Below are 26,414 nucleotides of genomic sequence, written 5' to 3'. Positions count from 1 at the left end.
CCCAGTCCCGCCGCGCTGGACACGGGTGTGACTGGTCGATCCCCCGAGGGGATGGCGATGCTTGCGGCATCAAGCCGCAAGCACATCGCCTGACGGGCCGGCTTGGGGCGGCCCGGCGTTCGGCCCGCAGATGCAAAGGGGCACAGCGTGAGCACGCGTGACCTGGCCTCCCGGCTGCGCGACACCGCCGGCCGGCTGCCGCCGGGCCCGGTGCCGCTGGCGGCGCTGGCCGAGGCGCATGGCGGCGCCTGGCAGGCCAGCCTGCTGGTGTTGCTGGCGGCGCCCTGCCTGCTGCCCATCCCGGGGGTGGGCAGCGTGCTCAGCGTGGGTCTGGCGCTGCTGGGCATTCTCATGTGCGGCGCCCACTGCGCCGACATGCCGCCGCGCCTGGGGCGCCTGAGCCTGCCGCGCGAGGGCGCGTCACGCAGCCTGGCGCTGCTGGCGCGCTTCTACGACTTCATCTACCGCCTGACGCGCCCGCGCATGACCTCGCTGGCCGGCCCGCATGCCCGCTGGTGGCTGGGGCCGATGACGTTGCTGATGGCGGTGCTGATCTTTCTGCCCATCCCGTTCGGCAACGTGCTGCCGGCGGTGGCGCTGATGCTGGCCGGCGTGGCGCTGGCTGCGCGCGACGGGGCGCTGATGCTGGCGTCGCTCGGCGTGGGCGCCGGCGCGCTGGCGGCCTCGGCCGGCTTGATGGCGCTGGGCTGGCAGGCGGGCGCGACGCTGCTGGCCTGGGTGGGGCTGGCCTGACTACGGCGTCAGGCGCACCACCAGTTTGCGTCCCGCCACGCCGTCCACGCGGAAGCTGCCGTCGGCCTGCGCCTGCCAGTCGGACAGCCCGATGGGCGAGGCCAGCGCCGCGCGGGCGAGGCCGCCCTGCAGGCCGATGACGACCAATTGATCGGCCGGCGGCTGCGGCCCCTGGTTGACGACCTTGGCCAGAACGGCCGGCAGACCCAGCTCGCCGCGGCACAGCCCGTCCTCGTCGACGCGGAAGCGCGCGCGGCCCTGCAGCGGCGCGCCGTCCAGTTCGGCGTCGAAGCCGGTAGTCTTCACCGGGCAGGCGCGGGGCGGGAGGTCCGGCAGCGGTGCGCGGAACGGTGCGCTCAACAGCTCGGCGCTGCGTTCGATGGACGAGGTCCACATCACATTCGACAGCAGGCTGACGCTGGTGTCGGCCTGCGGCCACAGCAGCAGCACGCTGCGTGCGCCCAGCGCGCTGCCGGCGTGGTGGACGATGCGCAGTCCTTGCGCATCGACGCCCAGCCGCCAGCCGAAGCCGAGCGTGGAGTTGCCACTCGTCACCGGCTGGCCGGCGTTGTTGAGCGTCGGCTGCCACATCCAGTCGCGCGTGGCGGCGTCCACCACGCGGCCCTGCAGCACGCGGCTGCCCCATTCCGCCAAGGCCGGTGCGCTGGCGGCGAGGCCGGCACCGCCCCAGCTGTAGCTGAAGTCGTGGGCCGGCGCGGGCTGCACGCCGCCGTTGGCGTACTCGTAGGCCCCGGACATCGTGGCCGACGTGCCGGTCTCGTCGGGCCCGATGTCCAGCCCCGGCGCGACGCGGCTGTGCAGCCGGTCCAGGTAGGGCTGGCCGGCCGCGGCCTCGGCGGCGGCGCCCAGCAGCGTGTAGCCCCACGACGAGTACAGGTAGCGGCTGCCTGGGGTGGCGACCAGTTCACGGCCCTTCATGTGCACCAGCGCGTCGCGCGCCTTGGCGTGGTGGGTGTGGCCGCGCGTCACGTCGCGCCATTCGTAGTGCGGCATGCCGCTGAGGTGTGCAGCCAGCTGGCGCGGGGTCAGCGCGGCAATGGCCGTGTCCAGCCCAGGCAGCAACGCGCCCACCGGCTGGTCGGCGTCCAGCTTGCCTTCGGCGCGCAGTTGCGCGGCCATCGTCACGGCAAACAGCTTGGACACACTGGCCAGGCGAAAGCGCGTGCCGGCCTGCACCGGCAGCTGGTGCTCGACGTCGCGCCAGCCGCTGCTGCCCTGCCAACGCATGCGGCCGCCTTGCCAGATGGCGGCTGACATGCCGGGCACGGCCGCGGCGTCGCGCATCGCGTCGAGCAGCGCCTGGGCGTGGCGCTCGGGTGTCGGCGCGGCAGCCACGGCCTGCGCGGCGGCCAGACAGATCAGCGTGAGGGGTGTTCGCATGGTGACGGCATTCTGCGCAGCGCCGGCACGCGTGCCGAAAGTCAACGCTGCGGGTTGGCGAGGCCGCCCTGGATGGCCTGCATACGTGCCTTCACGCGCGTCAGCATGGGAGACGCGGGCGTCACGCTGGCGTCGAAAGGGTGCATCCGCTGGCCACCTACGGCCGCCATGATCTTGCGCACGTACAGCCGCGTCTCGGCATAGGGCGGCACGCCCAGGTACCGGTCCACGGCGCCTTCGCCGGCGTTGTAGCCGGCCAGCGCCAGCATCACGTCGCCTTCGAAATAGGCCAGCAGCCAGCGCAGGTAGGCCATGCCGCCGCGGATGTTCTGTGCCGGGTCGGTGATGCGCGTGACGCGAAAGCGCGTGGCCGTGTCGGGCATCAGCTGCATCAGGCCCATGGCCTTCTTGGGCGACTCGGCGCCGGGGTCGAAGTTGGACTCGGCCGCCATCAGCGCCAGCACCAGCGCCGGCGACAGCTGGTACTCGGGCGCCATCAGCTTCACGTAGTTGACGAGCGCCGGCGGCGCGTTGGCCGGCAACGGCAACGTGGCCCACAGCGAGACCGGCGACGGCGGCCGGGCGCCCCGGGCGGGCAACGGTGTGGCCACCGGCTCGGGGTCCATCTCGGGCGGGCGCAGGCAGGGCGGTGGGTCGCCCAGCGGCGTGCCGCCCAGGCGGTCCAGGATGTTCTGCGCCTGCTGCATGCCCTGCTCGGCGGCTGCGGCGAACATGTGCGCGGCCTCCGCGTCGTTGCGCTGGATGCCACGCGCATTGGTCAGCATCCAGCCCAGGCTGTACTGGGCCTCGGCGTCGCCATAGCGGGCCGCGCGGCAATACAGCTTCGCCGCGGCCACTTCGTTGCGGGGCAGGCCGTCACCGTACTCCAGAGCCTTGGCCTCCTGGCGCCAGCGCTCCACCTGCGCAGGCACCACCGGGCCGCGCTCGCCGGGCGGCATCGTCGGGCGCGGCAGCTGCTCCAGCGTCAGCGTGGGCGCGGCCGACTGCGCCAGGGCGATGAGCGGCGCGCACAGCAGCGCCAGAAGCAGGGGTCTCACGAGGCGGATGGAGCGACGAAGGCGGGCCGCGAGTCTAGCGGTGGCCTGCCGGACCGCTTGCTACAGTTGACGTTCACGTCAATCAAAGCGCGCCGGCCGCGCCGCTACCCGCGGTGCAGGCCCGGCCCCCAGGAGACCACGACCATGAATCTGCCCGGCCTGAACTTCCAACTCGGCGAAGACATCGACGCGCTGCGGGACGCGGTGCGCGCGTTCGCGGACGAGGAGATCGCGCCCCGCGCCGCCGAGATCGACCGCAGCGACCAGTTCCCGATGGACCTGTGGCGCAAGATGGGCGCTTTAGGCGTGCTGGGCATCACCGTGCCCGAGCAGTACGGCGGCGCGGACATGGGCTACCTGGCCCACATGATCGCGATGGAAGAGATCAGCCGCGCGAGCGCGTCGGTGGGCCTGAGCTACGGCGCGCACAGCAACCTGTGCGTGAACCAGATCAAGCGCAACGGCAACGACGCGCAGCGTGCCAAGTACCTGCCCAAGCTGATCAGCGGCGAGCATGTGGGCGCGCTGGCGATGAGCGAGCCGGGCGCGGGTTCGGACGTGCTGTCGATGAAGCTCAAGGCCGAAGACAAGGGCGGCGTCTACCTGCTCAACGGCAGCAAGATGTGGATCACCAATGGCCCCGACGCCGACACGCTGGTGGTGTATGCGAAGACCGACCCCGAGCTGGGCGCGCGCGGCGTGACGGCCTTCCTCATCGAGAAGGGCATGAAGGGTTTCAGCATCGCGCAGAAGCTGGACAAGCTGGGCATGCGCGGCTCGCACACCGGCGAGCTGGTGTTTGACAACGTCGAGGTGCCGGCCGAGAACGTGCTGGGCGCTGTGAACGGTGGCGCCAAGGTGCTGATGTCGGGCCTGGACTACGAGCGCGCGGTGCTGACCGGCGGGCCGCTCGGCATCATGCAGAGCGTGATGGACAACGTCGTGCCCTACATCCACGACCGCAAGCAGTTCGGCCAGAGCATCGGCGAGTTCCAGCTCATCCAGGGCAAGGTGGCCGACATGTACACCGTGCTGCAGGCTGCCCGCAGCTTTGCTTACACGGTGGCCAAGAACCTCGACATGCTGGGCGCCGAGCATGTGCGCCAGGTGCGCAAGGATTGCGCCAGCGTCATCCTGTGGACGGCCGAGAAGGCCACGTGGATGGCCGGCGAGGGCGTGCAGATCTTCGGCGGCAACGGCTACATCAACGAATATCCGCTGGGCCGGCTGTGGCGCGATGCGAAGCTGTATGAGATCGGCGCCGGCACCAGCGAGATCCGCCGCATGCTGATCGGCCGGGAGCTGTTTGCAGAGACGATGTAACTCCGGCCTGAGAAAATGGCGGCATGACCACCACCCATCACACCCTCCGCGATCTTCTCGACAACAACAAGCGCTGGGCCGCTGAAACCGAGGCCAGGGAGCCGGGCTTCTTCTCGCGGCTGCTGAAGCAGCAGACGCCGCAGTACTTGTGGATCGGCTGCGCCGACAGCCGCGTGCCCGCCAACGAACTGGTCGACCTGCTGCCGGGTGAGCTGTTCGTGCACCGCAACGTGGCCAACGTCGTCGTGCACTCGGACCTGAACGCGCTGTCTGTCATGCAGTTCGCGGTCGACCACCTGAAGGTGCGCCACATCATCGTGGTGGGCCACAGCAACTGCGGCGGCGTGCGCGCGGCGCTGTACGACTCGCGCGTGGGTCTGGTGGAGAACTGGATTCGCCATGTCCAGGACGTGCGCCGCATGCACCAGGACTGGCTGGACGGTGTGCCCGAGCTCCAGCGCGTGGACGCGCTGTGCGAGCTGAACGTGGTGGAGCAGGCCCGCAACGCCTGCCACACCACCGTCGTGCAGGATGCCTGGTCGCGCGGCCAGGCGGTGGTGGTGCACGGTTGGGTCTACGGCCTGCACAACGGTCTGCTGGAAGATCTGGCACTCACGGCAGGCAGCGCCGACGACGTGGAGCCCGCCTACCGGCGCGCGCTGGCCAACGTGAAGCAGCGCTACTCATCGGCTGGCTGAGCGAAGCGGTTTCGTCCGACAGCCGCGCGCCGCACCGGCCAACACAATCGCTGGCAGTAACCGCTGCCCTGGGACGACCCGATGATCTTCGACGCCATCCGCGAAAGCCACGACCTGCAACGCGACCTGTGCCGCAAGCTCACCGCCTCGCGCGGCGACATGGCAGCCAGGCAACTCCTGTTCCTGCAGTTGAAGGTCGAGCTGATGGCGCACGCGGCGGCCGAGGAGCGTTTCCTGTACGTGCCGCTGCTGATGGAAGACGGCGGGCTGGACTCGTCGCGCCATGCGCTGCACGAGCACCACCAGGTGGATGAGCTGCTGGAAGACCTGTCCGTGCGCAACAAGCAGCAGGACGGCTGGATCGCGACGGCCAAGCAGCTGAGCTTCAAGGTGCGTCACCATCTGAAGGAAGAGGAAACCAAGTTCTTCCACGTCGCCGGCCGGCTGCTGTCGGACACGAAGAAGCAGCAACTCGGCAGCAAATACAAGCGCGAGATCGTGCGCATGCGCAAGCACTACGCCGCCGAATTCCAGACGGTGGCGGTTTCCGACGCGACCGGTCTGGTCAAGCCGGCGAAGGTGGCGGCCGACAGGCCGTCGACTCGCGGCAACGCCAGGGCCGGTGCGCAACTGCGCGGCAAGAGCGAGCCGCGGCGCACGCGCTGAGCGGCGCACGCTAGAGTCGCCGTCCACCACCAACCACCACGGAGGCGGCCACATGTCAGGCGGAGACTGGAAAGAGATGTTCAACGCCGGCTGCGACGGCGACCTGCCGCTGGTGCAGTACCACGTCAGGGCTGGCGTGGACGTCAACTACGCCCACCCGGAGTTCCTGTCCACGCCGCTGGTGGGCGCCATCCTGGCGGGCCAGGAGGCGGTGGCGCTGTACCTGCTGGAAAACGGCGCCATCGCGAGCCTGCCGTCGGAGTTCGACGGCGCCACACCGATGCAGGCGGCGCGCCGTGCCGGCCTCACAGCGGTCGAGGACCGTCTGCATGCGCTGGGCATCCCGCGGCCCCCGGTGCCGCCGCAGCCGACTAGCTGGCTGCAGCGGCTGCTGGCACGCAGCGCGGCCTGAAGCCGCACCGGCGCCCGCACCCGCGCTCGTTCAGGGCTTGACCGTCGCAAACTCGCCGAAAGCCTTCAGCTGCTCGGCGATCTGGACCGGGTCGCCCACCACCACCCAGCTCTGCTCGTCCGGATTGAAGTACTTCTTGCCGACCGCCTGCACCTGCGCGGCGGTGACCTTCTGCAGCGCCGGTACGAAGTTGCCCAGGAACTCGGCCGGCAGACCCACCAGCCAGTTGTTGGCCAACTGGCGGCCCAGCGAGCCCTGCAGCTGCGTGCTGACGAGGTAGCTGCCGGCCATGTAGCGCTTGTTCATCGCCAGCTCGGCCTCGGGTACGGGCTCGGCACCCAGGCGGCGGTACTCCTTGACGTACTCGGTCATCGCGGCGGCCGTCACTTCGTTGCGCACGTCCGCGCCACCGGTGATGGCACCGCCCACGCGCCAGGACTGGCCGCCGGCGCGGGCGCCGTAGGTGTAGCCCTTTTCCTCGCGCAGGTTCTGGTTCAGCCGGCTGGAAAAGCCCGTGCCGATGACCGTGCTGGCCAGGCGCAGCGCGACCTGTTCGTCACCGCTGGCGGCCATGCCGGGGCGGCCCAGGCGCAGCGTGGCTTGCACGCTGCCGGGGCGTTCCAGCAGCAGGCGTTGCACCGGCGCAGTGGCGGCGGGCGCGGGCAGTGCGGGCACGGCGTCTCCCGTGGGCTTCCAGTCGCCGAAGGCGTCGCGCGCCAGCTTCAGCGCCTGCTCGGACGTGATGCGGCCGGTGATGACCAGCAGCGCATGGTCGGGGCGCAGGCGCCGGGCATGCTCGGCGCGCAGGCCCTCGGCCGTCACCGCCTGGATGGCGGCCTCGGTCTCCTGCGTGCGGCCGTAGGCATGGGTGCCGTAGATCGCGCCGTCCAGCGCCTTGGCGGCGCGGAAGGCGGGCTGCGTGCTGCTGGCCTTCAGGCCTTGCAGGGCGTTGGTCTTGGCCAGTTGCACCTCGCTCTCCGGGAAGGCCGGGCGGCGGACCACGTCGGCCAGCAGCTGCGCCATGCCGGCGGCGTGCGAGGCCAGTGCATTGCCGTAGACGCTGATGCCGTCGTTGCTGGCACCCGCGCCGACGCCGCCACCCATGGCCTGCGCGGCCTCCGCGATCTGTTTGGAACTGCGGGTGGTGGTGCCTTCGGACAGCAGGCCGGCCAACAGCTTGGCACGGCCGGGTGCGTCGGCCGCGTCGGCACCGAAGCCGGCACCGCGCACGGCCAGCACGAAGTCCACGCGCGGTATGCCGGTGCGCGGCACGACCCAGACCTGCAGGCCGTTGGGCAGCGTCTGCTGGGTGATCTTCGGGACCGCCAGCGGCTTGTCCTGGCCGAAGGGCGGCAGCTCGGCGGGCATCTTGGCGGTGGCCGCCTGCACGGCACCGGCCAGCAGCACGGCGGCGGCGATGAAACCGAGGCGGAAGGAAGCGTTGATGTTCTTCATGTCGTCGGCTCCGGCGTCAGGGTTGGGATGCCGACGGGGCCGGCTGGTTGGCGGACGCGGCGGCGGCCGGCGGTGCCAGCATCGCGGCGGGCTTGCGGTCGATGACCGAACGGTTGGCGGTGGTCAGATAGGTGGCGGCCACGCGCTGCACGTCCGCCGACGTGACGGCGTCGATCCAGCCCGGCACCTTGTTGATGACCGTGGCATCGCCCCACAGCGCCTGCAGCTTGGCCAGGCGGTCGGCGCGGTTCAGGAACATCTCCGCGCCGTTGTACCAATCGGCCAGCAGCGCGGTCTTCAGGTTCTTCAGCGTCGCCGCGTCCACGCCGTCCTTGACGACGCGGGCGATCTCTTCGTCCATGCCGGCCAGCAGCGCATCGGCCGTGGTGTTGGGCTTGTACAGCGCGAACACGGTGAACAGGCTGGGGCCGTCGTACTCCCATACGCCGGTCAGGCCGTACAGCGAGTCCACGTTCAGCGCTAGCTCGCGGCCCTTCACGAGGCCCTGGTACAGGCGCGACGCGTCGCCACCGGCCAGCAGCTGGCCCAGCACGGCAAACGGGGCCTGATCCTTGCTGCCGCGGTCGGGCAGCTTCCACGCGGCGGCGATGGCCGGCACCTGGGCGAGCTTGTCGGGCTGCGTCAGGCGGCGTTCCTTCGTGTTCAGGCCCTCGCGGAAGTCGCTGGGCTTGGGGGTGGGGCGCGCGGCAATCTTGCCGAAGTACTTCTCGGCCAGCGCAAAGCCCTGGGCCGGCGTCACGTCGCCGGCGATGGACAGCACGGCGTTGTTAGGGCCGTAGAAGTCGCGGTGGAAGGCGCGCACGTCGTCCAGGTTGGCGTTCTCCAGATCGACGAAGCTGCCGTAGCCATCGTGCGCGTTTTCCCACTTGTCGAAGGCCAGCGCGGAGATGTCCAGCCACATGAAGCCGCCATAGGGCTGGTTCTGCACGTTGACGCGGATCTCCTCCTTCACCACGTCCTGCTGGTTCTTCAGCGTCGTGGGGTTGAAGTCCAGCGTCGTCATGCGGTCGGCTTCCAGCCACAGCATGGATTCCAGCGCCGACGACGGCGCGGTCTCGATGTAGTTGGTGAAGTCGGGCCGGGTCGAGCCGTTGTTGTTGCCGCCCCCGGACGTGATGACCTGGTCGAACACGCCCTTGGGCGCCTTGGGTGTGCCCTGGAACATCAGGTGCTCGAACAGGTGCGCGAAGCCGGTGCGGTTCTTCGGCTCCAGCCGCATGCCCACCTTGTAGACGACGCTGACACCCACTGTGGGGCTGCTGGCGTCGGGCGAGATGACGACCGTCAGGCCGTTGGCCAGTTGCTTGGTGTGGACGGGGATCTGCCAGCGGTCGGCCTGGGGTGCGGCCGCGGCGGGGCTGAGGGCAAGCGCGAGCGTGGCGGCGCTGATGGCGCCCAGCACCGCGCGGCGGGTGGTCTTCAACATGGGGTCTCCTGTGCGGGAACGGCGCGCAGTGTCGCCCGGATGCGCCGGCGTGCCGAAGGGCACGCCGGGCTTGTCCCTAGACCGCAGCCGCGGGGCGCCACGTGTTCAGCGTGCGGTGTCGCCGCTCAGATCGAAGTCGAAACTCCGCTCCACCAGCGGCGTGTCCGCCGGACATTGCGCAGCCATCATTGCATCGGACACGGCGCGAAACAGCGCGCTGTGGAGCGCGGGGTCGTTCGGCGCCGTGACGGCGCGGGTGCGCACGGTCAGCAGGCGCCCGTCCCGGAAATCCGCCTGTGAGCGATAGGCCGCCTTGCCACGCCAAGCCGAACTGGCGGCGGCGGCCGGCAGCGCCGGGGTCGGCACCTCGCAGGTGTCGGGCACCAGCACGGGCTTCCAGTCCGGCATCGGTCGGGCGACGATGGGCCGCTCGCCCGGGCCCTGCGGCTTGCCGTCTTCGGCAGCGAGCGTGGTGGGTGGCTGCCCGGCCTGGCCCTGCGAGCGCACATCGAAATCGAAGCGTTGCTCGAACACATGGTCGCCCTGCTGGCAGCGGGCGCCGCGTAGAGCGTGCTCGATGGCCGTGATCAAGGCACGTTGCGACCGCCGGTCCACGCCGCCGGTCAGCGACCTGATCTCCAACTTCGTGACTCGACCCCCGCGGACCTCGGCCCTGGCCTGGTAGGCCGCCTGGCCGCGCCATTCCACGGAGGGCACCTTGGGTGGATTCACCTGGCAGACCGGCTCTGTCGGCTGCGCCTGTGCGTACCCGGCCAGCAGCAGCGCTGCCAGGCCGGCGAGGAACATCTTCGTCATTCGGTCTCCTTGTGGGCTGGCTGTCACTGCCGGCGTGGGCCGGAGCCTAACGAGTTATCCCGGTGAATCATCACCTCGCCGATCCGTCTGCTGATTGTTTGTGCCTGCCGGGCGGTCGCCGGGCCGTCGCGGCGCATCCCCGACAATGCGCGCCCCGCTTCACCGCACCCGAACAGCCATGTCCGATACCGCTGCCGTCCGCCCCGAACTGCCCGACCACCTCAGCGTGGACCCGCGCAGCCCCCACCACGTCGCCGCCGTGTTCGAGCACGACATCGGCATCCGCTTCAACGGCAAGGAGCGCAACGACGTCGAGGAGTACTGCATCAGCGAAGGCTGGGTGAAGGTGCCCGCCGGCAAGACGCTGGACCGCAAGGGCCGGCCGCTGTGCATCAAGCTCAAGGGCGCCGTCGAGGCGTTCTACCGATAAGCGTCAACCTCAGGCCCTTCTCCGGCCGCAGCGTGACCGCCATGCGCGGCTTCGGCGCTTCGGTGCCGACCGGGGCCAGCTCGAAGCGCTGTAGCAGCAGCGCCGCAATCAGCGTCATCTCCAGCACCGCGAAGTGCTGGCCCAGGCACACGCGCGGGCCGATGCCGAAGGGGATGTAGGCGCCACGCGGAATCTCATGTGCGGCCCCGGGCAGGAAGCGCTCGGGCTTGAAGCCCAGAGGTGCGTCCGGCCACCAGCGTGGGTCGCGGTGCAGCAGCCAGGGAGTCACGCGCACGAGCGTGCGCGCCGGAAGGCGCACGCCGCCAACGCTGATGTCGCGCTTCAGCCGCCGCGTCATCAGGGCCGCCACCGGCGGGTACAGGCGCATCGCTTCCTTCAGCGTGGCGCTCAGATAGGGCAGGGCAGCGGCGTCGTCGGGCGTCGGTACGCGGCCGGCCAGCACCGTGTCCACTTCGGCATGCACTCGGGCCTGGGCCTCGGGGTGGGCGGCCAGCAGCCAGCTCCACCACAGCAGCGCCGTCGCGCTGGTCTCGTGGCCGGCCTGGAAGCTGACCATGCACTGGTCGTACACCTCCTGCGGCGACAGCGCCTCGCCGGTCGTCTCGTCGCGCAGTGCCTTCAGCATGCCGAGCAGGTCGGTCTTGCCGTCATCGCCCGCCGTGTGGCGCGCGGCGATGTGCCCGCCCAGCAGCCCGTGCAGCAACCTGCCGGCCCGGCGCTTGGCGGCCTTGCCCGGCAGGGGAAGCCAGTCGGGCAGAGTGAAGGGCCAGAACATCTCGGCCAACGCCGTCTCGCTGAGCACCTGCACGGCGTGGGCTGCCGCGGCCGTGTCGCTGCCGATGGGCGTGCTGAACAGCGTGCGCGAGATGACGTCCATCGTCAGGTGGCTGAAGAGGGCGTCCATGGCCACCTCGCCGGGGCGAACGGCGTCCAGCCCCTGCACGGCGGCCTCGGTCATCAGCGCCGCGTAGCCGGCGACGCGCTTCGGGGAAAAGGCCGGCATCAGCATGCGGCGCTGGCGCTGCCAGGTGGCGCCCTCGGTAACGAGCACCGACTGGCCCATCAGCTCGGCGAACACCTCGGGTCCGCGTTGCCAGCGAACCAGCGCGTCGGCGTTGTCCACCATGACGGCGCGCAGCAGCTCGGGATCGAAGACGTCCACGCTGCGCTCGCCGAGGATGCGCTGCGTCACCAGATCGCCGAGCGGGCGCTGTGCCGCGACGACGGCCAGGTAGTCGCGCCGCATCGCCATCAGCACGGGCAGGCCCCACCAGCGGTGGTGATGGCTTGGGAGATCGTTCCAGCTCAGAGCAGTCATGCCTGCATGCTGCGCCTTCCCGGCGCCCGAGGTCTTGAACGAATGCGACACTGCCGCGCCATGGACGACGCAGGCACCCGGCTCTGGCTCCCGCCGCTGACCCTGGCCGGCTGCGTGCGCGGCGTGATGCTGCGCGACACGCGGGGCCGTGTGCTGAGCGTTGCGGAGCGCGAGAACTACTTCCCTGCGACGCCGCTGGTGCAGCTGTTCTGGTTTTCTGAAGGCGGTATCGAGTGGCTCGCAGCGCCTGGCTTCTCGGTGCCGATGCCGGACCTGCGCCCGGCACCGTTCATGCTCGGCGGCCCCTTCACGCGGCCCACGCACACGCGCAACGTGGGAGCGATGGCGGCATTCAAGCTGCTGATGCTGCCAGACGCGTTCACCGCGCTGACGGGTATTGCGTTGGACGCCCATGTCAACCGGATCGTCGACCCGCGGGCACTGCTGCCGACGGACTGGCGCGCGTGGGCCGAAGCGATGTCTTGCGCCGGGGACGATGCGGCGCGGCTACAGCTGCTCGAAGCCTTCCTGGCGCCGCGCTGGCAGGCGCTGGGCACGCAGCAGCCGGGGCACCGTTACGCCGCGTGGCGCGAGGCGTTGACCGTGCGTGCGGCCACCAGCGCGGCAGGCCGCAGCCTGCGCCAGCTGGAGCGCCGCATCAAGGCCTGGGCCGGCCTGCCGTTGCGCGAGCTGCGCGCCGTCAGCCGGGCGGAGAGTGCCTTTTATGCGGTGGCTGCCGCGGAAGGCCGCGGCGGCGTGAACTGGGCGGAGATCGCCGCCGACAACGACTACGCCGACCAGAGCCACCTCTGCCGCGAAACGCGCCGGCTGACCGGCTTGAGCCCGGAAGACCTGCGCCGCCGCATCCAGACCGAAGAAGCCTTCTGGGCCTACCGGCTCTGGCGCTGAGACCAGCTTGGCGCTGTCAGCCGGGCAGCACCGTCACCTTCATGCCCACCGCCAGGCGCCCGCCGCGCAGCACCCGCGCCGTCATGCCGCCGTGCCCGCGCATGGCGTTGTAGCCGCCGGGGCCGAGCAGCTCCTCCATGCGGGAGCAGGGCTCGGCCGGGCCGGTCACCTGCAGCCGCACCTCGTCGCCCAGGGCCAGCACCAGCGGGTTGTCAGCGAACAGCGCCCGCGCCGCCAGCAGGTTGAGGCCCGACACCAGCAGGTTGCGGCGCAGCAGGGCGGCGTCCAGCACCTGGCCCGACCGGCCGCTGAGGGCGGCAATCACCGGCAGGTGCTCAGCCTGGATCAGCGTCACCTGGCGCTTGCCACCGCCGCGGCTGGTGCTGCTGCGGTCACCCACCAAGCCAAGGCCTTCCAGCGTCATGGCGGTCGCCTCGGTGAGCACCGGCAGGCGCCGGCCGGGCCGCAGGTAGATGGCTTCCAGCCGGCCGGGCGTGGCGAACTGGCGGGAGAGGTCGCGCAGATCCTGGGGCATGGGTGGGGGCGGCGCAAAAGTCAGAGAATGATGCATTGCACCATCACAGGAGACACCTCATGTCTGACGCTGTTGTCATCGTGTCCGCCGCCCGCACGCCCATCGGCGGCCTGCTCGGCGATTTCGCTGGCCTGGCCGGCTGGGAGCTGGGGGCGGTTGCCATCCGCGCCGCCGTCGAGCGCGCAGGCGTCCCGGGTGATGCCATCAATGAAGTGCTGATGGGCAACTGCCTGATGGCCGGCCAGGGCCAGGCGCCCGCCCGCCAGGCGCTGCGCAAGGCCGGCCTGCCGGACTCGGCCGGCGCCGTCACCCTGAGCAAGATGTGCGGCTCCGGCATGCGCACGATGATGTTCGCGCACGACATGCTCGCGGCTGGTTCCGCCGAGGTCATGGTGGCCGGCGGCATGGAGAGCATGACCAACGCGCCGCACCTGATGTTCGCGCGCAAGGGCATCAAGTTCGGCGCCTCCGCCGTGTTCGACCACATGGCGCTGGACGGCCTGGAAGACGCCTACGAGCGCGGCAAGGCCATGGGCGTGTTCGCTGAAAGCTGCGTGGCCAAGTACGGTTTCAGCCGCGAGGCCATGGACCAATACGCCATCGCGTCCACGCAGCGCGCCAAGGCCGCCAACGAGGACGGCAGCTTCGACTGGGAGATGGCGCCGGTGACCATCAACGGCCCCAAGGGTGACACCGTCATCAAGTTCGACGAGCAGCCCTTCAAGGCCAAGCTGGACAAGATCCCGACGCTGAAGCCCGCGTTCAAGAAGGACGGCGCCATCACTGCCGCCACTTCGTCCAGCATCTCCGACGGCGCCGCCGCGCTGGTGTTGATGCGTGAGAGCACGGCCCAGGCGCGCGGCCTGCAGCCCATTGCCCGCATCGTCGGCCATGCGGTGCATGCGCAGGCGCCGGAGTGGTTCAGCACCGCGCCCGCCGGCGCCATACAGAAGGTGCTGGCCAAGGCTGGCTGGCAGGCCGGCGACGTGGACCTGTGGGAGGTCAACGAGGCCTTCGCCGCCGTGACCATGGCCGCTATGGCCGACTTCAAGCTGCCGCACGACATCGTCAACGTGCACGGCGGCGCGGTCGCGTTAGGCCACCCCATCGGCGCCAGCGGCGCGCGAATCGTCGTCACGCTGCTGGGCGCGCTGAAAAAGCGCGGCTTGAAGAAGGGCCTGGCCGCGCTGTGCATCGGCGGCGGCGAGGCGACGGCGCTGGCGTTGGAAATGGTCTGAACATGCTCGGCACCCACGATCTGCTGCTGTTCACCGCCACAGTCTTCGTGCTGAACGCCACACCCGGCGTCGACATGGCCTACACGGTGGCCAGCACGCTGCGTGGCGGCTGGCGCCAGGGCGTGGCGGCGGCGGTGGGGATCATGGGCGGCTGCGTGCTTCACACGCTGGCCGCGGCGTTCGGCCTCGCGGCACTGCTGGCGACGTCGGCCGAGGCGTTCACGGTGGTCAAGCTGGTTGGCGCGGCCTACCTGCTGTACGTGGCCTGGGGCATGGCCCGCGCCGGCTTGCGGCCGGTGTCGGCGACGGCGCCGGTGCAGGCGCCCGAGGCCTGGTGGCGCACGGTGCGCCAGGGCTTCCTGACCAATGCGCTGAACCCCAAGGTGGCGCTGTTCTTCCTGGCGCTGCTGCCGCAGTTCATCTCGGCGGATGCGCCGGACAAGACGCTGGCCTTCCTGTTCCTGGGCGGCTGGTTCATCGTGCAGGGCTTCGTGTTCCTGTTCGGGCTGATCGCCCTGGTCATGCCGCTGCGCCGCGCGCAGCCGCGGCCCTGGGTGGCGCGCGGCCTGAACCTCGGCGGCGCCGGACTCTTCACTGCACTGGCCGCCAAGCTGGCCCTCACCAAACCATGAATGTCCTCATCATCGGCGCCTCCCGCGGCCTGGGCCTGGAGTTCGTGCGCCAGTACCGCACGGCCGGCGCCCGCATCACTGCCACGGCACGCGATGAGGCCGCGCTGGAGCGGCTGCGCGAGCATGGTGCCCGCGCTCTGAAGCTGGACGTGGCCGACGCGGCCAGCGTGTCCGGCCTGGCTTGGCTCGTCGACGGCGAGCGCTTCGACGTGGTGGTTATCAACGCCGGCGTGCTCGGTCCCGCGACCTCCGGCCTGCAGGCCCCCACCGAGGCCGACTTCGACGCCGTCATGCACACCAACGTGCTGGGCCCCATGCGGCTGCTGCCGCAGATCGCCGAGGCGCTGGCACTTGGTGCGCGCGTGGCCATCCTGTCGTCGCGCATGGGCTCGATCGCGCTGCGCGGCAACGCCGACCACTGGCTGTATCGCGCGTCGAAGGCGGCGGCCAACTCCGTCATGAAGGACGCGGCGCTGGCGCTGGCGGGTCAGGCGACGGTCATCAGCTTTCATCCTGGCTGGGTGCGCACCGACATGGGCGGCGCGGGCGCCGACATCGACGCCGCCACCAGCATCGCCGGCATGCGCACGGTGCTGGCTGCCGTGAAGCCGGCCGATTCGGGCAGCTTCTTCAACTACGACGGCCAGCGGCTGGCATGGTGATGGGGTTGCTGCGGCTGTTGGCCGCCGCCGCAGCGGCGCTGAGCCTGGTCGCCTCGGCCGCGCCGCTGCACTACAGCTTCGCCGCCGCACCCGCGCCGGGCGCGGTCAGCGTGCGCTGGCCGGCCGACGGCGCCGCGGCGCGTTTCGATGCGGCCACCGGCTACGGCTTCGTCGAGCGCACCGGTGCGCTGCCGCCGCGCGTGGTGCACGTGTCGACGCTGCGCAGCGTCGATGCCGGCGCGACGCTCACCGAGACGGCGGTCGACGCCGAGGGCGAGCATGCCAACCGCTTCGGCCTTGCCTTCCGCATCCAGGCGCCGCCTGGAGCCTACGCGGTGCACGTGCGCACCACGACGGGCGCCGACAAGGCAACCGTGTCCATCAGCGGCCTGCAGACCAGCCGCCTGCTGTCCACCGCGTTCTGGGACGCCGCCAGCCTGCTGCCGCATCGCAATCGCATGACGGTGCAGGGCCGCGATTGGCACTATCGCCACGTCAACGGCCGCGGCTTCATCGACATCGAGGTGGAGCCGCGCCGCGCCGGCGAGGCCGTGGGGCTGGAGGAGGTCCGGTTGACGCCGCTGCCGCCCGCGCCGCGACCGGCCGGTGAGCGGCCCACGCTCTTCACGCTCGGCGACTCGACGATGAAGAGCTACACCTTCGAAGAGGCGCCCATGAGCGGTTGGGGCCAGGTGTTGCCCCGGTTGTTCGACGCCGAGCAGGTGCGGCTGCAGAACTACGCGATGGGCGGTCGCTCCTGGCGCAGCGCCTATGCCGAAGGTCGGCTCAACGACCTGCTGCTGGCGGGCCGCGTGGGCGATGTGGTGCTGATCCAGTTCGGCCACAACGACGAGAGCGCCGACGAGACGCTGCGCTGGGGCCGCGGCGGCAGCGAGGCCATGGTGGAGGCGCTGGTCCGCGAGGTTTACCTGCCGGCCCTGCGCGCGCGCGGCCTGCGCCCCGTGCTGGTGACGCCGATGGCGCGGGTGCCCGGCGCGCTCAAAGCCGGCGAGGTGTATGCGGACTCGTTCCAGACGCGGCGCTTCCCTGCGCTGCTGCGCCGGCTGGGCGCCGAGCTGGGCGTGCCGGTGGTGGACCTGAACGCGCGCAGCGTCGCGTACTACAACCAGGCCGGGCCGGCCGCCATCACGGCCATGGTGATGTCCATCGAGGCCGGCGAGACCCCCGGCAAGACCAACACCGGCAGCTACGCCAACGGCCATCCGGCCGACAAGATCGACGGCACGCATTTCAAGGAGGCGCTGTCCAAGCAGTACGCGCGCCTGGTGGCCACCGAGCTGGCGCGGCTGGCGCAGGGCGGCGACGCCACGGCGGCGGACGTGGTGGGCTGGCTGCGGCCCGACGTCAGGGCGGCGCTGGCAGCAGGCGACGGGACGGCCGTCTACCCCGAGATCGCGCGCGACATCGTCGACGGCGACGGCGCCTACTACCGCAACCAGATCGAGAAGCTGCTGCAGCTCGGCGTGCTGAGCACGGATGGCGAGCGCCGCTTCCACTCCGAGCAGCCGATGGGCGCCGCCGGCTTCGCGACGGCGCTGGCCCGGCTGTTGCGCCTGCCGCCCGGCGCGGTCGACGCCGGCAGCGCACCCCTGACCCGCGAGCGCATGGCCGTGCTGCTGCTGCAGGCCTACGAGGCCCGTTTCAGCAGCCGGCCGGCCTACATGACCGACTACAACGGCGCCACCGTGGTGCCCGGCGCGCCCGGCTACGACCCCAACCTGGACGGCGGCGACCGCGGCGCGATGTATTACCCGCTGCGGCCATGGGCCGGGCTGGTCGACACGGCAGACGTCGAGCCAGCGCTGCGGGCGCGGGTGCAGCAGGCCTACGAGCTGGGGCTGATCCGTTCTGAACAGGGCATTGCACGGGGCCGCATGGTTAACGGCCGGGCGCTGGAGCCGCGCCAGACGGTCAGCCGCGCCAAGGCAGCGAAGGCGCTTTACTTCATGTGGGTGCTGGCCCAGCCGCCCAAAGCCGAAAATCAACAGGCGTCGCCCTGAGCACGCAGCGCGGTGACGAGTGACGCCGTTCATCCGGATCGGGTGGTCGCCCTGCTAAGGTGTCGCCCCCGGCATCGGGCTTGCTTGTTCAGGAAAGGAACGGCGGCCCGCCTGCCCGACCGCACCCCACAGATACATCAGGAGTTTTGATGGACACCCCCGTTGCCGACGCCGCCACCACCAGCCTGGTCCTGGTCGGCGAGACCTGCGAGCGCAGCGTGCGTTTCTCGCGCGAAGACATCGCGACCTTCGCGCAGCTGACCGGTGACACCAACCCGCTGCACCATGACGTGCAGGCGGCCCAGCGCGCCCGCCACGGCGAGATCATCGCCAGCGGCCAGCAGACCACGGCGCAGATGATCGGCCTTGTTGCCAGCCACTTCTCGCGCAGCGGCGACGGGCAGGAGCGTGAGCTGCTGTGCTTGAATTTCAACTTTGCCTTCAAGGCGCCTGTGTTCGCCGAGCAGGAGCTGCTGCTTCACTGGCGCGTGGCCAGCGTGGAATGGAACCACTCGCTGGACGGCTGGCTGTTTCACGCCGACGGCCGTGCCACCGTGCGCAATGCCCACCCCTGCGTCATCGGCCGCGGCACGCTGCTGGTGCGCAAAGCCAAGGGCCTGTTGACACGACAGGAGTAGGTCGCGAAGGCCCGCCACAACGCGGCCCGCTCCCGCCGTGTTAACAGGCCCTAGTCTCCCGGGCCAGCGGCCTCCGGGCGCGGGGCCAGCCATGCTTTGACCTGCGCCGCCAGCCGCCGCACATCGATGGGCTTGCCCAGGTGGCCCACGCAGCCGGCGGCCAGCGCGCGCGCCTGCTCCTCGGGCAGCGCCTGGGCGCTGACGGCCAGCACCGGCACGTCGCACAGCGCCGGGTCGGCCTTCAGCCGGCGCGTGGCCTCGAAGCCGTCCAGCACCGGCATGCGCAGGTCCATCAGGATGATGTCGGGGCGTCGCGCGGCGGCGGCTTCGAGCGCGAGCTGGCCATTGACCACCCACTCGACATCGAAGCCGTCGGCTTCCAGCACGTAGCGCGCGAGGTAGGCGTTGACCTCGTTGTCCTCCACCAGCAGCACGCGCAGGGGGCGGCTCATGCCAGCGCCTCCAGCTCGACGACGAAGCGTGAGCCACCGCCCTCGGCGGGCTCGTGGCGCAGCGTGCCGTTCATCAGGCCCAGCAACTGGGCGGTGAGGTACAGACCCAGGCCACTGCCCTGGCTGGGCTGCGCGGCGCCGGCGTCGAGCTGACTGAAGGGCTGGAACAGCCGCGCCCGCTGATCCTGGGGCACGCCGGGGCCTTGGTCGCGCACGGCGATGCACAGGCGAGCGTCGACATGCGCGGCGCTGACCTCCACGTCGCCGTTGGCGCTGAACTTGATGGCGTTGCCCACCAGGTTCAGCAGCACCTGCGTCAGCTTGAGCCGGTCGCCGCGCCAGGGCAGCGGTGCGGGGATGGCCAGTGCCAGCGTCAGGCCGGCCGCGTCGGCCAGCGGCTGCAGCTGGCCGGCAACCTCAGCGGCGACCTCGGCGATGTCCATCGTCTCGATGCTGAGCACCGTCCGGCCGGACTCGATGCGCGACAGGTCCAGCAGGTCATTGATCAGCTTCAGCAGATGTCGGCCCGCGCTGGCCACGAAGCCCAGCTGCCGCGCCTGCTCTGCGGTGATCGGGCCGCTGCGGCCGCTGTGCAGCAGGTCGGTGAAGCCGAGGATGGCGTTCAGCGGCGTGCGCAGTTCGTGGCTCATGCAGGCCAGGAACTCGGCGCGGGCGCGGTCCACCTCCTGCAGCCGGCGGTGTTCGTTGGCGACGCGCTCGGCGGCCCTGCGGGCCGACAGGTCGTGCAGGAAGCCGACGAACAGCGGCTCGCCGTCCAGCTCAAAACGCGCGAAGCGGATCTCCACCGGCAGTTCGTGGCCATCGGCATGGCGGGCCCGTGTCTCGACGCCGCGCCAGTTCATGCGCTTCTCGCCCGTGGCCAGATGACGCGCCAGGCCGGCGACATGCCCCGCGCGCAAGGCCTCAGGCTGCAGCACCGCCAGCGGTTCGCCCGTCAGGCTGCCCGGCGCGTGGCCCAGCAGCAGGTGCAGGGCCGGGTTGGCGAAGTGGATGCGGCTGTCTGCATCCACGATGACGGCGCCGTCGATGCTGGTCTCCCACATCGACCGGAACAGCGCCTCGCTGCGTTGCACGGCATGGGCGGCCGCCTGGTCCTGGCGGGCGCGGCGCAGCACCAGCGTCGCTGCCGCTGCCCCAAAAAGCAGGGCGCTGGCGATCATCACGACGTTCAACGTGGCGGCCGCGATGCGTGCTGCACGGACCAGGCTGGCGGAGAAGCGCTGGGCCATCGGCGTCAGCTGTGCATCCAGTGCGAGCACGCGGGGTTGCAGCGCGGCCCGGTCCTGCGGCGACAGCGAGCGGGCTTGCTGCGCCAGTGCGGCCATCTCGGCCGTCAACCCGTCGGCCTCGCGCCAGATCGCCACCGCGTCGGCGAGGTAGGGCAGGCGGCGGCAGCAGTGATAGAGCCGGATCATGCCGGGCACATCGTCGGGGTGATTGCGGCCTTCGATGAAGGCCTGGCGCGCTTCGGCGTCGTGCGCGTGGCCCCGGTCCATCGCCGCGCGGGCGCGCTCGTCGCTCAACGGCACGGCGATCTCACGCTCGAAGGTCTGCAAGTGCGCTTTATCGCCGGACTGCAGGTACAGCACGAGTGCCAGCGTGGCGCTCTTCTGCGCGCGAGACCACTGGCTCTCACCCGCCACATACGCCCTCGCCGCCGACATCGACGTGACTGTGAACAGACCCAGGGCCGCCAGCAGCACCGCCATGCCCAACAGCAGCCAGGCTAAGCGGCGCGCACCGCGCGGCAGCGCGTCGGACCGGGTGGGGGCGGGCGGAGAACTCACCACGGGCCCAGTATGCCCAGCGACACGGCGCGTGGGAACCTCCGCCGGAACTGCAGCCGCCGCCGGCGCCGCTCACAATGGCGGCCCCACACCAACGGGCCAACCCATGCTTCTTACCGAAGACCACCTGGCCGTGCAGGATGCCATCCGCGTCTATGTGCAGGCCGAGATCGCCCCCCACGCTGCGGCCTGGGACAAGAACCATCACTTCCCCGCCGAACAGCTGAAGGGCCTGGCCGCTTTGGGCTGCTACGGCGTAGCCGTGCCCACCGAGTGGGACGGCGCGGGGCTGGACTACCTGGCGCTGGCCGTCATCCTGGAAGAGATCGCGGCCGGCGACGGCGGCACCAGCACGGTGGTCAGCGTCAACAACTGCCCGGTCTGCGCCATCCTGATGGCGTTCGGCAACGCCGATCAGAAGCAGCGCTTCCTGAAGCCGCTGGCGCGCGGCGACATGCTCGGCGCGTTCTGCCTGACCGAGCCGCACGTCGGCTCGGAGGCCGGCGGGCTGAAGACGACGGCCACCCGTGATGGCGACGGCTACGTGCTCAACGGCGTCAAGCAGTTCATCACCAGTGGCAAGCGGGGTGACGTGGCCATCGTGATGGCCGTGACCGACAAGGCCGCCGGCAAGAGGGGCATCAGCGCCTTCGTCGTGCCGACCGACACGCCTGGCTACACGGTCGCGCGCGTCGAGGAGAAGCTGGGCCAGCACAGCAGCGACACCGCGCAGATCGTGTTCGAGAACTGCCGCGTGCCAGCCGCCAACCGGCTGGGCGACGAAGGCCAGGGGCTGAAGATCGCGCTGTCGGGCCTGGAGGGCGGGCGTATCGGCATCGCGTCGCAATCGGTGGGCATGGCGCGCGCGGCCTTCGAGGCGGCGCTGCGCTACAGCCAGGAGCGCATCACCTTCGGCCAGCCCATCTTTGAGCACCAGGCCGTGCAGTTCAAGCTGGCCGACATGGCCACGCAGATCGAGGCCGCGCGCCAGCTGATCTGGCATGCCGCGGCGCTGAAGGACGCGGGCCGGCCCTGCCTGAAGGAGGCGGCCATGGCCAAGCTGTTCGCCAGCGAGATGGCAGAGCGCGTCTGCTCAGACGCGATCCAGATCCACGGCGGCTACGGCTACCTCAGCGACTTTCCCGTCGAGCGCATCTACCGCGACGTGCGCGTCTGCCAGATCTACGAGGGCACGAGCGAGGTGCAGAAGATCCTGATCGGGCGCGCGCTCAGCCGCTGATGACGGCGCTTTCCAGCTGGGCGACGGCCTGATGCACGGCGCCCAGCCGGGCCTGCTGGGCGCGGGAGGACTGCGTGATGCCGTCCATGATGGTGCTGGCGCGTTCGGCCGACGCGCACATGTCGTGGAGCATGCGGCCGGCATCCTGCACGCGCGCATAGCCACGCTCCACGCTGGCGGACGAGGCTCCGATGATCTGCTTGATCTCCTTGGCGGCCTCGGCGCTGCGCTGCGCCAGCAGGCGCACCTCGCTGGCGACGACGGCAAAGCCGCGGCCCTGCTCGCCGGCACGCGCGGCCTCGACGGCAGCGTTCAGCGCCAGCAGGTTGGTCTGGAAGGCGAGACCTTCGATGAGGCCCACCATGTCGCCGATGCGTTGCGAGTTGGCGCGGATGTCGACCATGGCCTCGACCGCCCCCTTGACCGCCACCTCGCCGGAGCCTGCGACGGCAGCGGCTTGCGTGGCCTGTGAATGCGCCTCGTCGGCGCGTGCGGCGCTGGCCGCCACCAGCTGGTTCAGCTGCCCGAAGGCGTCCTGCACCAGCCGCGTGGCCTGGACGCGGGCGGTGATGTCGGTGGCGTACTTGACGACCTTGAAGGGCTTGCCGGCCTGGTCCAGCACGGCGCTGTAGTTGGCCTCGATCCAGACCTCGTTGCCGTCGCGGCCGATGCGGCGGAACTGGCCGCGGTGGTGGTGGCCACTGGCCAGGTGGCGCCAGAAGGCCGCGTACTCGGCCGACTCGCGTTCCTCGGCGGCGACGAACAGGCGGTGGTGGCGCCCGACCAGTTCCCGCTCCGACCCGTAGCCCAGGGCGCCCAGGAAGTTGTCGTTGCAGCGCAGGATGTGGCCGTCCAGCGTGAACTCGATGACCGCCTGCGCTCGCCCGACGGCGTCCATCTGGCTGGAGGCCTCGGCGTCGCGCAGCACCTCGGCGGAGATGTCCATTGCGTACTTCACGACGCGCGTGACGCGACCCGCCGCGTCCAGCACCGGGCTGTAGTTGGCCTGCAGCCAGACGACCTTGCCGCTGCGCGTGCGGCGCTTGCAGCGGCCCATGAAGGCCTCGCCGCGCTGCAGCCGCGCCCAGAACTCGCGGTACTCGCCCTCATCTTGCGACGTGGGATCGATGAACAGACGGTGATGCTGTCCGCGCATCTCCTCAGGCCGGTACTCCATCAGGTGTCGAAAGCGCGCGTTGCCGTACAGCACGTTGCCCTGGGCATCGAACTCGACGATGGCCTGGTTGCGGTAGAGCGCGTTCAGCTGGCGGCGATGCCGGCCATAGGACAGGCCGACTCGGCTTGCCAGCATTCGTATCAACTTCATGGGATCGGGCTCAGGTCGGTGCAGGAGCTGCGGAGGACGGCTTCGGCCGGGGCAGTGGTGATTCTTCCGGAATAGTGAAAATTCACCGAGGCATTACTGCACGTCTTGCATCGCCTGCCCCCTGCGTCGGGGCCTGCAGCCGCCGGGGGGCGTCGCAATTCGCGCTGCCGGCTGTCGATTCGTCGCGGGTGGCGGCCCATCCGTCGCAAGTCCATCCGTCCTGCCGGTGCGCCTGCCCAGCATGCGCGGCATCGAGATTCCAGAGGACGGCATGAACGACGAGGTGTTGGTGGCGACAGGTCTGCGAAAGGCCTACGGCGACCGCGTGGCGGTGCATGAGGTCGGCCTCGCGCTGCGCGCGGGCGAGGTGCTGGGCCTGCTGGGCCCCAACGGCGCCGGCAAGTCGACGACGGTGGGCATGATCAGCGGCCTGACGGTGCCCGATGCGGGCCACGTGACGCTGGCTGGCGGCGTGAGCCTGGCGGCCGACGAGGCGGGCTACAAGCGCCGCATCGGCCTGGTGCCGCAGGACATCGCGCTGTACGAGGACCTACCCGCACGCATGAACGTGGCGCTGTTCGGCGCGCTGTACGGCCTGGCACCCGACGTGCTGAAACGCCGCACCGACGAGGTACTGGCCATGGTGGGCCTGAGCGACCGCGCCGCCGACAAGCCGGCGACCTTCTCTGGTGGCATGAAGCGGCGGCTCAACATCGCCTGTGCGCTGGTGCACGACCCCGAGGTCCTGCTGCTGGACGAGCCGACCGCCGGCGTGGATCCGCAGAGCCGCAACGCCATCTTCGACAACCTGGAGATGCTCAAGCGCGCCGGCAAGGCGCTGATTTACACGACGCACTACATGGAAGAGGCCGAGCGCCTGGCCGACCGCATCACCATCGTCGACCGCGGCCGCGTGGTGGCCAGCGGCACGCAGGCCCAGCTGTTCGCGCTGCTGCCGGCGGCGCAGGTGCTGCAAGTCGAGATCGCCGGCGAGCCGGCCGACATCGACTGGACGGCGGCGCTGCAAGGCCTGCCGGGCGTCACGCGCACCGGCCAGCGGCTGGACGTGGCCGTCGCCGATCTGGGGCGCGACGCCGGTGCCGTGCTGGCCGCACTGACCGAACGCGGCGTGCAGGTGCGCGGCCTGGGCACGGCGCGCGCCATGCTTGAAGACGTGTTCCTGCAACTGACAGGCCGCGCGCTGCGGGACTGAAATCATGCAAGCCTTGATCGCGCTCGTCCGTGCAGAACTGACACTGCATTTCTCCAACCGCCGCGCGCTGCTGCTCAGCATCGTGGCGCCCATCCTCATCGCTGCCTTCTTCGGCAGCCTGTTCGGCGGTTCCACCCAGCCGGCCGGTATCGCCATCGGCGTGGTGGACCATGACGGCAGCCCGCTGTCGCAGCGCGTCGTCGCGGCGCTGCAGGCCGAGCCCGGGCTGAAGACCTCGCTCGGCGACGAGGCCCAGCTGCTGGCGCAGGTGCGCGCCGGCAAGCTGCGCGCGCTGGCCGTGCTGCCGCTGGGGCTGGGCCGGCAGGCGTCAGCCGCCCTGTTCGGCGCCGGGGCCAAGCCCGAGATCACGCTGCACTACGACCCGTCGCAGGCCAGCGTGCTGGCCGTCGTGCGCGGCCTGCTGGCGCAGACGCTGATGCAGGAGGTCAGCCGCGGCAGCATCACTGCCGCGGCGGGGGCTGGAGGTGGCGCGGGCCTGTCCATGCCCTACACCACGCGCGAGGTCGAGGCCGTGCAGTCCACCGCCAACGCGGCGCCGGCGGCCTACAACAGCTATGCCCATTCGTTCGCCGGCATGGGCGTTCAGTTCATCCTGATGGCCAGCATCGACATGGCCGTGGGCCTGCTGCTGATGCGCCGGCTGGGCCTGTGGAAGCGGCTGCGCGCCGCGCCGCTGTCGCGTGCCCAGCTGCTGGGCAGCCGGGTGGTGGCCAGCGCGCTGATCTCGCTGATCGTGTTTGCCTTGATCTACGTCGTCGCGATCGCCGCGTTTGGTGTGCGCGTGCGGGGCAGCTGGCCGGGCTTCGTGCTGGTGCTGGTGTGCTTCTCGCTGCTGACGGCCAGCTTCGGCCTGCTGGTGGCCGCGCTGGGCCGCACGCCGGAGGCCACGCGCGGCCTGGCAATCCTCGCCACCTTGCTGATGGTGATGCTGGGCGGGGCCTGGGTGCCGGCATTCATCTTCCCGGCGTGGCTGCAGACCGTGTCGCTGGCCGTGCCCACGCGCTGGGCAGTGGACGCACTGGACGCAATGACCTGGCGCGGCCTCGGCTTCAGCGAGGCGCTGCTGCCAAGCGCGGTGATGCTGGGCTTCACGGCGGCGTTCATGGTGCTCGCCCTGTGGCGCTTCCGCTGGGAGGAGTGAAGGGGCGCCAGCGCCGCTCACTGCAGCGGCGACATCCAGCGCGCGAATCGCGGCGCCAGGCGCCAGCCGTCCTCGCCCAGCCAGTCGGCCGACACCAGCAGGCGGTGGGCGCGGCCGATCAGCTTCTCGCGCGGCACGGTGCCGATGTAGCGCGAGTCCACGCTGAGGTCACGGTTGTCGCCCAGCATGAAGTAGTGGCCCGCCGGCACTGTGATCTCTTCAACGTCGCGCCGTGCCTGCAATGCCGGCAAGGCCTGCACGGCGTGCGGCCGGCCGTCCAGTGTCTCGGTCCCCCTCATCGCCTCGACGACCCAGCCCGGCGCAATCGTCTCGCCCGCGCTGTGCCGCGGCGCGGGTGTCAGCGGCTGGCCGTTCAGCACCAGCACGCCGGCTTGCAGCGCGACGCGGTCGCCGGGCAGTCCAACGACGCGCTTGATGAGCCGCGTGCCATCCAGCGGCGAGCTGAATGTGACCACATCCCCGCGGCGCGGTTCGGCAAGCTGCCGCAGCACTACGTCGGTCAGCGGCAGCTTGAGGTCGTAGGCCAGCCGGTTGACCAGCACCACGTCGCCCTCCAGCAGCGTGGGCCGCATCGACGCGGACGGGATCGGGTTCCAATCGGCCACCGCGGTGCGGAACAGCGCGAAGCCGAGCAGGAAGACGATGAAGCCGCGGTGGGCCTTCAGGGTGAGCAGCAGGGAGGTCGGTGGGTTCATGCGGCCATGTTGGGGCGACAGGACGCGCGGCTGCCCGGCGGTCGGGCGAATGGCAGTCTGGGC

The 26,414-nt window shown here is 70.7% G+C and carries 26 protein-coding genes; 15 read left to right on the top strand and 11 right to left on the bottom strand.

All coding sequences use genetic code 11. From position 1 onward, the window contains the following. Positions 1–147 precede the first annotated feature (147 nt). On the top strand, positions 148–753 hold the full coding sequence (locus ACG02S_RS18620; RefSeq protein WP_394471982.1) for an exopolysaccharide biosynthesis protein: 606 nt from the start codon (positions 148–150) through the stop codon (positions 751–753). Here the strand turns inward: ACG02S_RS18620 and ACG02S_RS18615 are convergent, their stop codons facing one another. Next, positions 754–2,154 (bottom strand): serine hydrolase domain-containing protein, encoded by a 1,401-nt coding sequence (locus ACG02S_RS18615; protein WP_394471981.1) that lies wholly within the window; start codon positions 2,152–2,154, stop codon positions 754–756. It lies immediately after the preceding gene. A 41-nt stretch (positions 2,155–2,195) separates the two neighbouring features. Next, entirely contained in the window at positions 2,196–3,212 is a 1,017-nt protein-coding gene (locus ACG02S_RS18610; RefSeq protein WP_394471980.1) for a lytic transglycosylase domain-containing protein, read from the bottom strand. Between the two features lie 144 nt (positions 3,213–3,356). On the opposite strand from ACG02S_RS18610, the gene ACG02S_RS18605 reads away from it, so the two are divergent. The 4 genes from ACG02S_RS18605 (at position 3,357) to ACG02S_RS18590 (ending at position 6,311) form a co-directional block, all read left to right on the top strand. Further along, positions 3,357–4,535 (top strand): isovaleryl-CoA dehydrogenase, encoded by a 1,179-nt coding sequence (locus tag ACG02S_RS18605; RefSeq protein ID WP_394471979.1) that lies wholly within the window; start codon positions 3,357–3,359, stop codon positions 4,533–4,535. 23 nt (positions 4,536–4,558) lie between these two features. Continuing rightward, on the top strand, positions 4,559–5,233 hold the full coding sequence (gene can / locus ACG02S_RS18600) for a carbonate dehydratase (RefSeq protein ID WP_394471978.1): 675 nt from the start codon (positions 4,559–4,561) through the stop codon (positions 5,231–5,233). Positions 5,234–5,314: 81 nt separating this feature from the next. Further along, the gene (locus tag ACG02S_RS18595) at positions 5,315–5,899 is read left to right on the top strand and encodes a hemerythrin domain-containing protein (RefSeq protein WP_394471977.1); all 585 of its coding nucleotides are present in this window, start codon (positions 5,315–5,317) and stop codon (positions 5,897–5,899) included. A 52-nt stretch (positions 5,900–5,951) separates the two neighbouring features. Beyond that, complete coding sequence (locus tag ACG02S_RS18590) at positions 5,952–6,311, top strand: ankyrin repeat domain-containing protein (protein ID WP_394471976.1); 360 nt, start codon at positions 5,952–5,954, stop codon at positions 6,309–6,311. 30 nt (positions 6,312–6,341) lie between these two features. On the opposite strand, the gene ACG02S_RS18585 is transcribed toward ACG02S_RS18590, so the two are convergent. The 3 genes from ACG02S_RS18585 to ACG02S_RS18575 all read right to left on the bottom strand — a co-directional run bounded on the left by ACG02S_RS18585 (position 6,342) and on the right by ACG02S_RS18575 (position 10,029). After that, entirely contained in the window at positions 6,342–7,766 is a 1,425-nt protein-coding gene (locus ACG02S_RS18585; RefSeq protein ID WP_394471975.1) for a M16 family metallopeptidase, read from the bottom strand. 16 nt (positions 7,767–7,782) lie between these two features. After that, complete coding sequence (locus ACG02S_RS18580; protein ID WP_394471974.1) at positions 7,783–9,213, bottom strand: M16 family metallopeptidase; 1,431 nt, start codon at positions 9,211–9,213, stop codon at positions 7,783–7,785. A 105-nt stretch (positions 9,214–9,318) separates the two neighbouring features. Next, positions 9,319–10,029 carry a hypothetical protein gene (locus ACG02S_RS18575; protein WP_394471973.1) on the bottom strand — a complete coding sequence of 237 codons (711 nt, stop codon included), beginning with the start codon at positions 10,027–10,029 and terminating at the stop codon, positions 9,319–9,321. A 178-nt stretch (positions 10,030–10,207) separates the two neighbouring features. Here ACG02S_RS18575 and ACG02S_RS18570 point away from each other — a divergent pair, with 178 nt between their 5' ends. Beyond that, entirely contained in the window at positions 10,208–10,459 is a 252-nt protein-coding gene (locus ACG02S_RS18570; protein ID WP_394471972.1) for a DUF3297 family protein, read from the top strand. On the opposite strand, the gene ACG02S_RS18565 is transcribed toward ACG02S_RS18570, so the two are convergent. Further along, the gene (locus ACG02S_RS18565; RefSeq protein WP_394471971.1) at positions 10,428–11,798 is read right to left on the bottom strand and encodes a cytochrome P450; all 1,371 of its coding nucleotides are present in this window, start codon (positions 11,796–11,798) and stop codon (positions 10,428–10,430) included. The genes ACG02S_RS18570 and ACG02S_RS18565 overlap by 32 nt on opposite strands. 60 nt (positions 11,799–11,858) lie before the next feature. Here ACG02S_RS18565 and ACG02S_RS18560 point away from each other — a divergent pair, with 60 nt between their 5' ends. Next, positions 11,859–12,707: an AraC family transcriptional regulator gene (locus ACG02S_RS18560; protein ID WP_394471970.1), complete on the top strand. Its 849-nt coding sequence runs from the start codon at positions 11,859–11,861 to the stop codon at positions 12,705–12,707. Positions 12,708–12,723: 16 nt separating this feature from the next. Here ACG02S_RS18560 and ACG02S_RS18555 read toward each other — a convergent pair whose 3' ends face one another. Continuing rightward, a complete protein-coding gene (locus ACG02S_RS18555) occupies positions 12,724–13,242 on the bottom strand; it encodes an MOSC domain-containing protein (RefSeq protein ID WP_394471969.1) in 519 nt (172 codons plus the stop codon). A 59-nt stretch (positions 13,243–13,301) separates the two neighbouring features. Between ACG02S_RS18555 and ACG02S_RS18550 the strand changes: the two genes are divergently transcribed. From ACG02S_RS18550 to ACG02S_RS18530, 5 genes are all read left to right on the top strand, one after another. Further along, on the top strand, positions 13,302–14,480 hold the full coding sequence (locus ACG02S_RS18550; RefSeq protein ID WP_394471968.1) for an acetyl-CoA C-acyltransferase: 1,179 nt from the start codon (positions 13,302–13,304) through the stop codon (positions 14,478–14,480). Between the two features lie 2 nt (positions 14,481–14,482). Beyond that, complete coding sequence (locus ACG02S_RS18545) at positions 14,483–15,112, top strand: LysE family translocator (protein ID WP_394471967.1); 630 nt, start codon at positions 14,483–14,485, stop codon at positions 15,110–15,112. Continuing rightward, positions 15,109–15,774, top strand: coding sequence for an SDR family oxidoreductase (locus tag ACG02S_RS18540; protein WP_394471966.1), 666 nt, complete (start codon positions 15,109–15,111; stop codon positions 15,772–15,774). Before ACG02S_RS18545 ends, ACG02S_RS18540 begins: the two co-directional genes overlap by 4 nt. Beyond that, positions 15,768–17,795, top strand: a complete 2,028-nt coding sequence (locus tag ACG02S_RS18535; protein WP_394471965.1) for a GDSL-type esterase/lipase family protein — start codon at positions 15,768–15,770, stop codon at positions 17,793–17,795. Before ACG02S_RS18540 ends, ACG02S_RS18535 begins: the two co-directional genes overlap by 7 nt. 149 nt (positions 17,796–17,944) lie before the next feature. Further along, positions 17,945–18,433 carry a MaoC family dehydratase gene (locus tag ACG02S_RS18530; RefSeq protein ID WP_394471964.1) on the top strand — a complete coding sequence of 163 codons (489 nt, stop codon included), beginning with the start codon at positions 17,945–17,947 and terminating at the stop codon, positions 18,431–18,433. Positions 18,434–18,483: 50 nt separating this feature from the next. Here the strand turns inward: ACG02S_RS18530 and ACG02S_RS18525 are convergent, their stop codons facing one another. Together ACG02S_RS18525 and ACG02S_RS18520 are read right to left on the bottom strand one after the other, a co-directional pair. Then, the gene (locus ACG02S_RS18525; RefSeq protein WP_394471963.1) at positions 18,484–18,885 is read right to left on the bottom strand and encodes a response regulator; all 402 of its coding nucleotides are present in this window, start codon (positions 18,883–18,885) and stop codon (positions 18,484–18,486) included. Beyond that, entirely contained in the window at positions 18,882–20,693 is a 1,812-nt protein-coding gene (locus ACG02S_RS18520; protein ID WP_394471962.1) for an ATP-binding protein, read from the bottom strand. Before ACG02S_RS18520 ends, ACG02S_RS18525 begins: the two co-directional genes overlap by 4 nt. A gap of 106 nt (positions 20,694–20,799) precedes the next feature. On the opposite strand from ACG02S_RS18520, the gene ACG02S_RS18515 reads away from it, so the two are divergent. Beyond that, the gene (locus tag ACG02S_RS18515; protein WP_394471961.1) at positions 20,800–21,933 is read left to right on the top strand and encodes an acyl-CoA dehydrogenase family protein; all 1,134 of its coding nucleotides are present in this window, start codon (positions 20,800–20,802) and stop codon (positions 21,931–21,933) included. On the opposite strand, the gene ACG02S_RS18510 is transcribed toward ACG02S_RS18515, so the two are convergent. Beyond that, complete coding sequence (locus ACG02S_RS18510) at positions 21,923–23,260, bottom strand: methyl-accepting chemotaxis protein (RefSeq protein ID WP_394471960.1); 1,338 nt, start codon at positions 23,258–23,260, stop codon at positions 21,923–21,925. The two genes, ACG02S_RS18515 and ACG02S_RS18510, sit on opposite strands and share 11 nt — an antisense overlap. Before the next feature lie 226 nt (positions 23,261–23,486). Here ACG02S_RS18510 and ACG02S_RS18505 point away from each other — a divergent pair, with 226 nt between their 5' ends. After that, positions 23,487–24,473 (top strand): ABC transporter ATP-binding protein, encoded by a 987-nt coding sequence (locus tag ACG02S_RS18505; RefSeq protein ID WP_394471959.1) that lies wholly within the window; start codon positions 23,487–23,489, stop codon positions 24,471–24,473. Positions 24,474–24,477: 4 nt separating this feature from the next. Next, positions 24,478–25,635, top strand: a complete 1,158-nt coding sequence (locus tag ACG02S_RS18500; protein WP_394471958.1) for an ABC transporter permease — start codon at positions 24,478–24,480, stop codon at positions 25,633–25,635. 17 nt (positions 25,636–25,652) lie between these two features. Here ACG02S_RS18500 and lepB read toward each other — a convergent pair whose 3' ends face one another. Further along, the gene (lepB, locus tag ACG02S_RS18495) at positions 25,653–26,351 is read right to left on the bottom strand and encodes a signal peptidase I (RefSeq protein WP_394471957.1); all 699 of its coding nucleotides are present in this window, start codon (positions 26,349–26,351) and stop codon (positions 25,653–25,655) included. Positions 26,352–26,414 lie beyond the last annotated feature (63 nt).

The organism is Pelomonas dachongensis, from assembly GCF_043555865.1.
Lineage (GTDB): Bacteria > Pseudomonadota > Gammaproteobacteria > Burkholderiales > Burkholderiaceae_C > Pelomonas > Pelomonas dachongensis.
Note: the sequence above shows the minus strand (reverse complement) of the source record. Positions and strands in the feature narration are given on the sequence as shown.

Coding starts and splice junctions, on each gene's coding strand:
- ACG02S_RS18560 (WP_394471970.1), top strand. CDS start 11,859: ATGGACGACGCAGGCACCCGGCTCTGGCTCCCGCCGCTGACCCTGGCC.
- ACG02S_RS18605 (WP_394471979.1), top strand. CDS start 3,357: ATGAATCTGCCCGGCCTGAACTTCCAACTCGGCGAAGACATCGACGCG.
- ACG02S_RS18595 (WP_394471977.1), top strand. CDS start 5,315: ATGATCTTCGACGCCATCCGCGAAAGCCACGACCTGCAACGCGACCTG.
- ACG02S_RS18525 (WP_394471963.1), bottom strand. CDS start 18,885: ATGAGCCGCCCCCTGCGCGTGCTGCTGGTGGAGGACAACGAGGTCAAC.
- ACG02S_RS18590 (WP_394471976.1), top strand. CDS start 5,952: ATGTCAGGCGGAGACTGGAAAGAGATGTTCAACGCCGGCTGCGACGGC.
- ACG02S_RS18580 (WP_394471974.1), bottom strand. CDS start 9,213: ATGTTGAAGACCACCCGCCGCGCGGTGCTGGGCGCCATCAGCGCCGCC.
- ACG02S_RS18535 (WP_394471965.1), top strand. CDS start 15,768: ATGGTGATGGGGTTGCTGCGGCTGTTGGCCGCCGCCGCAGCGGCGCTG.
- ACG02S_RS18565 (WP_394471971.1), bottom strand. CDS start 11,798: ATGACTGCTCTGAGCTGGAACGATCTCCCAAGCCATCACCACCGCTGG.
- ACG02S_RS18530 (WP_394471964.1), top strand. CDS start 17,945: ATGGACACCCCCGTTGCCGACGCCGCCACCACCAGCCTGGTCCTGGTC.
- ACG02S_RS18570 (WP_394471972.1), top strand. CDS start 10,208: ATGTCCGATACCGCTGCCGTCCGCCCCGAACTGCCCGACCACCTCAGC.
- ACG02S_RS18555 (WP_394471969.1), bottom strand. CDS start 13,242: ATGCCCCAGGATCTGCGCGACCTCTCCCGCCAGTTCGCCACGCCCGGC.
- ACG02S_RS18510 (WP_394471960.1), bottom strand. CDS start 23,260: ATGAAGTTGATACGAATGCTGGCAAGCCGAGTCGGCCTGTCCTATGGC.
- lepB (WP_394471957.1), bottom strand. CDS start 26,351: ATGAACCCACCGACCTCCCTGCTGCTCACCCTGAAGGCCCACCGCGGC.
- ACG02S_RS18550 (WP_394471968.1), top strand. CDS start 13,302: ATGTCTGACGCTGTTGTCATCGTGTCCGCCGCCCGCACGCCCATCGGC.
- ACG02S_RS18585 (WP_394471975.1), bottom strand. CDS start 7,766: ATGAAGAACATCAACGCTTCCTTCCGCCTCGGTTTCATCGCCGCCGCC.
- ACG02S_RS18545 (WP_394471967.1), top strand. CDS start 14,483: ATGCTCGGCACCCACGATCTGCTGCTGTTCACCGCCACAGTCTTCGTG.
- ACG02S_RS18540 (WP_394471966.1), top strand. CDS start 15,109: ATGAATGTCCTCATCATCGGCGCCTCCCGCGGCCTGGGCCTGGAGTTC.
- ACG02S_RS18615 (WP_394471981.1), bottom strand. CDS start 2,154: ATGCGAACACCCCTCACGCTGATCTGTCTGGCCGCCGCGCAGGCCGTG.
- ACG02S_RS18515 (WP_394471961.1), top strand. CDS start 20,800: ATGCTTCTTACCGAAGACCACCTGGCCGTGCAGGATGCCATCCGCGTC.
- can (WP_394471978.1), top strand. CDS start 4,559: ATGACCACCACCCATCACACCCTCCGCGATCTTCTCGACAACAACAAG.
- ACG02S_RS18500 (WP_394471958.1), top strand. CDS start 24,478: ATGCAAGCCTTGATCGCGCTCGTCCGTGCAGAACTGACACTGCATTTC.
- ACG02S_RS18575 (WP_394471973.1), bottom strand. CDS start 10,029: ATGACGAAGATGTTCCTCGCCGGCCTGGCAGCGCTGCTGCTGGCCGGG.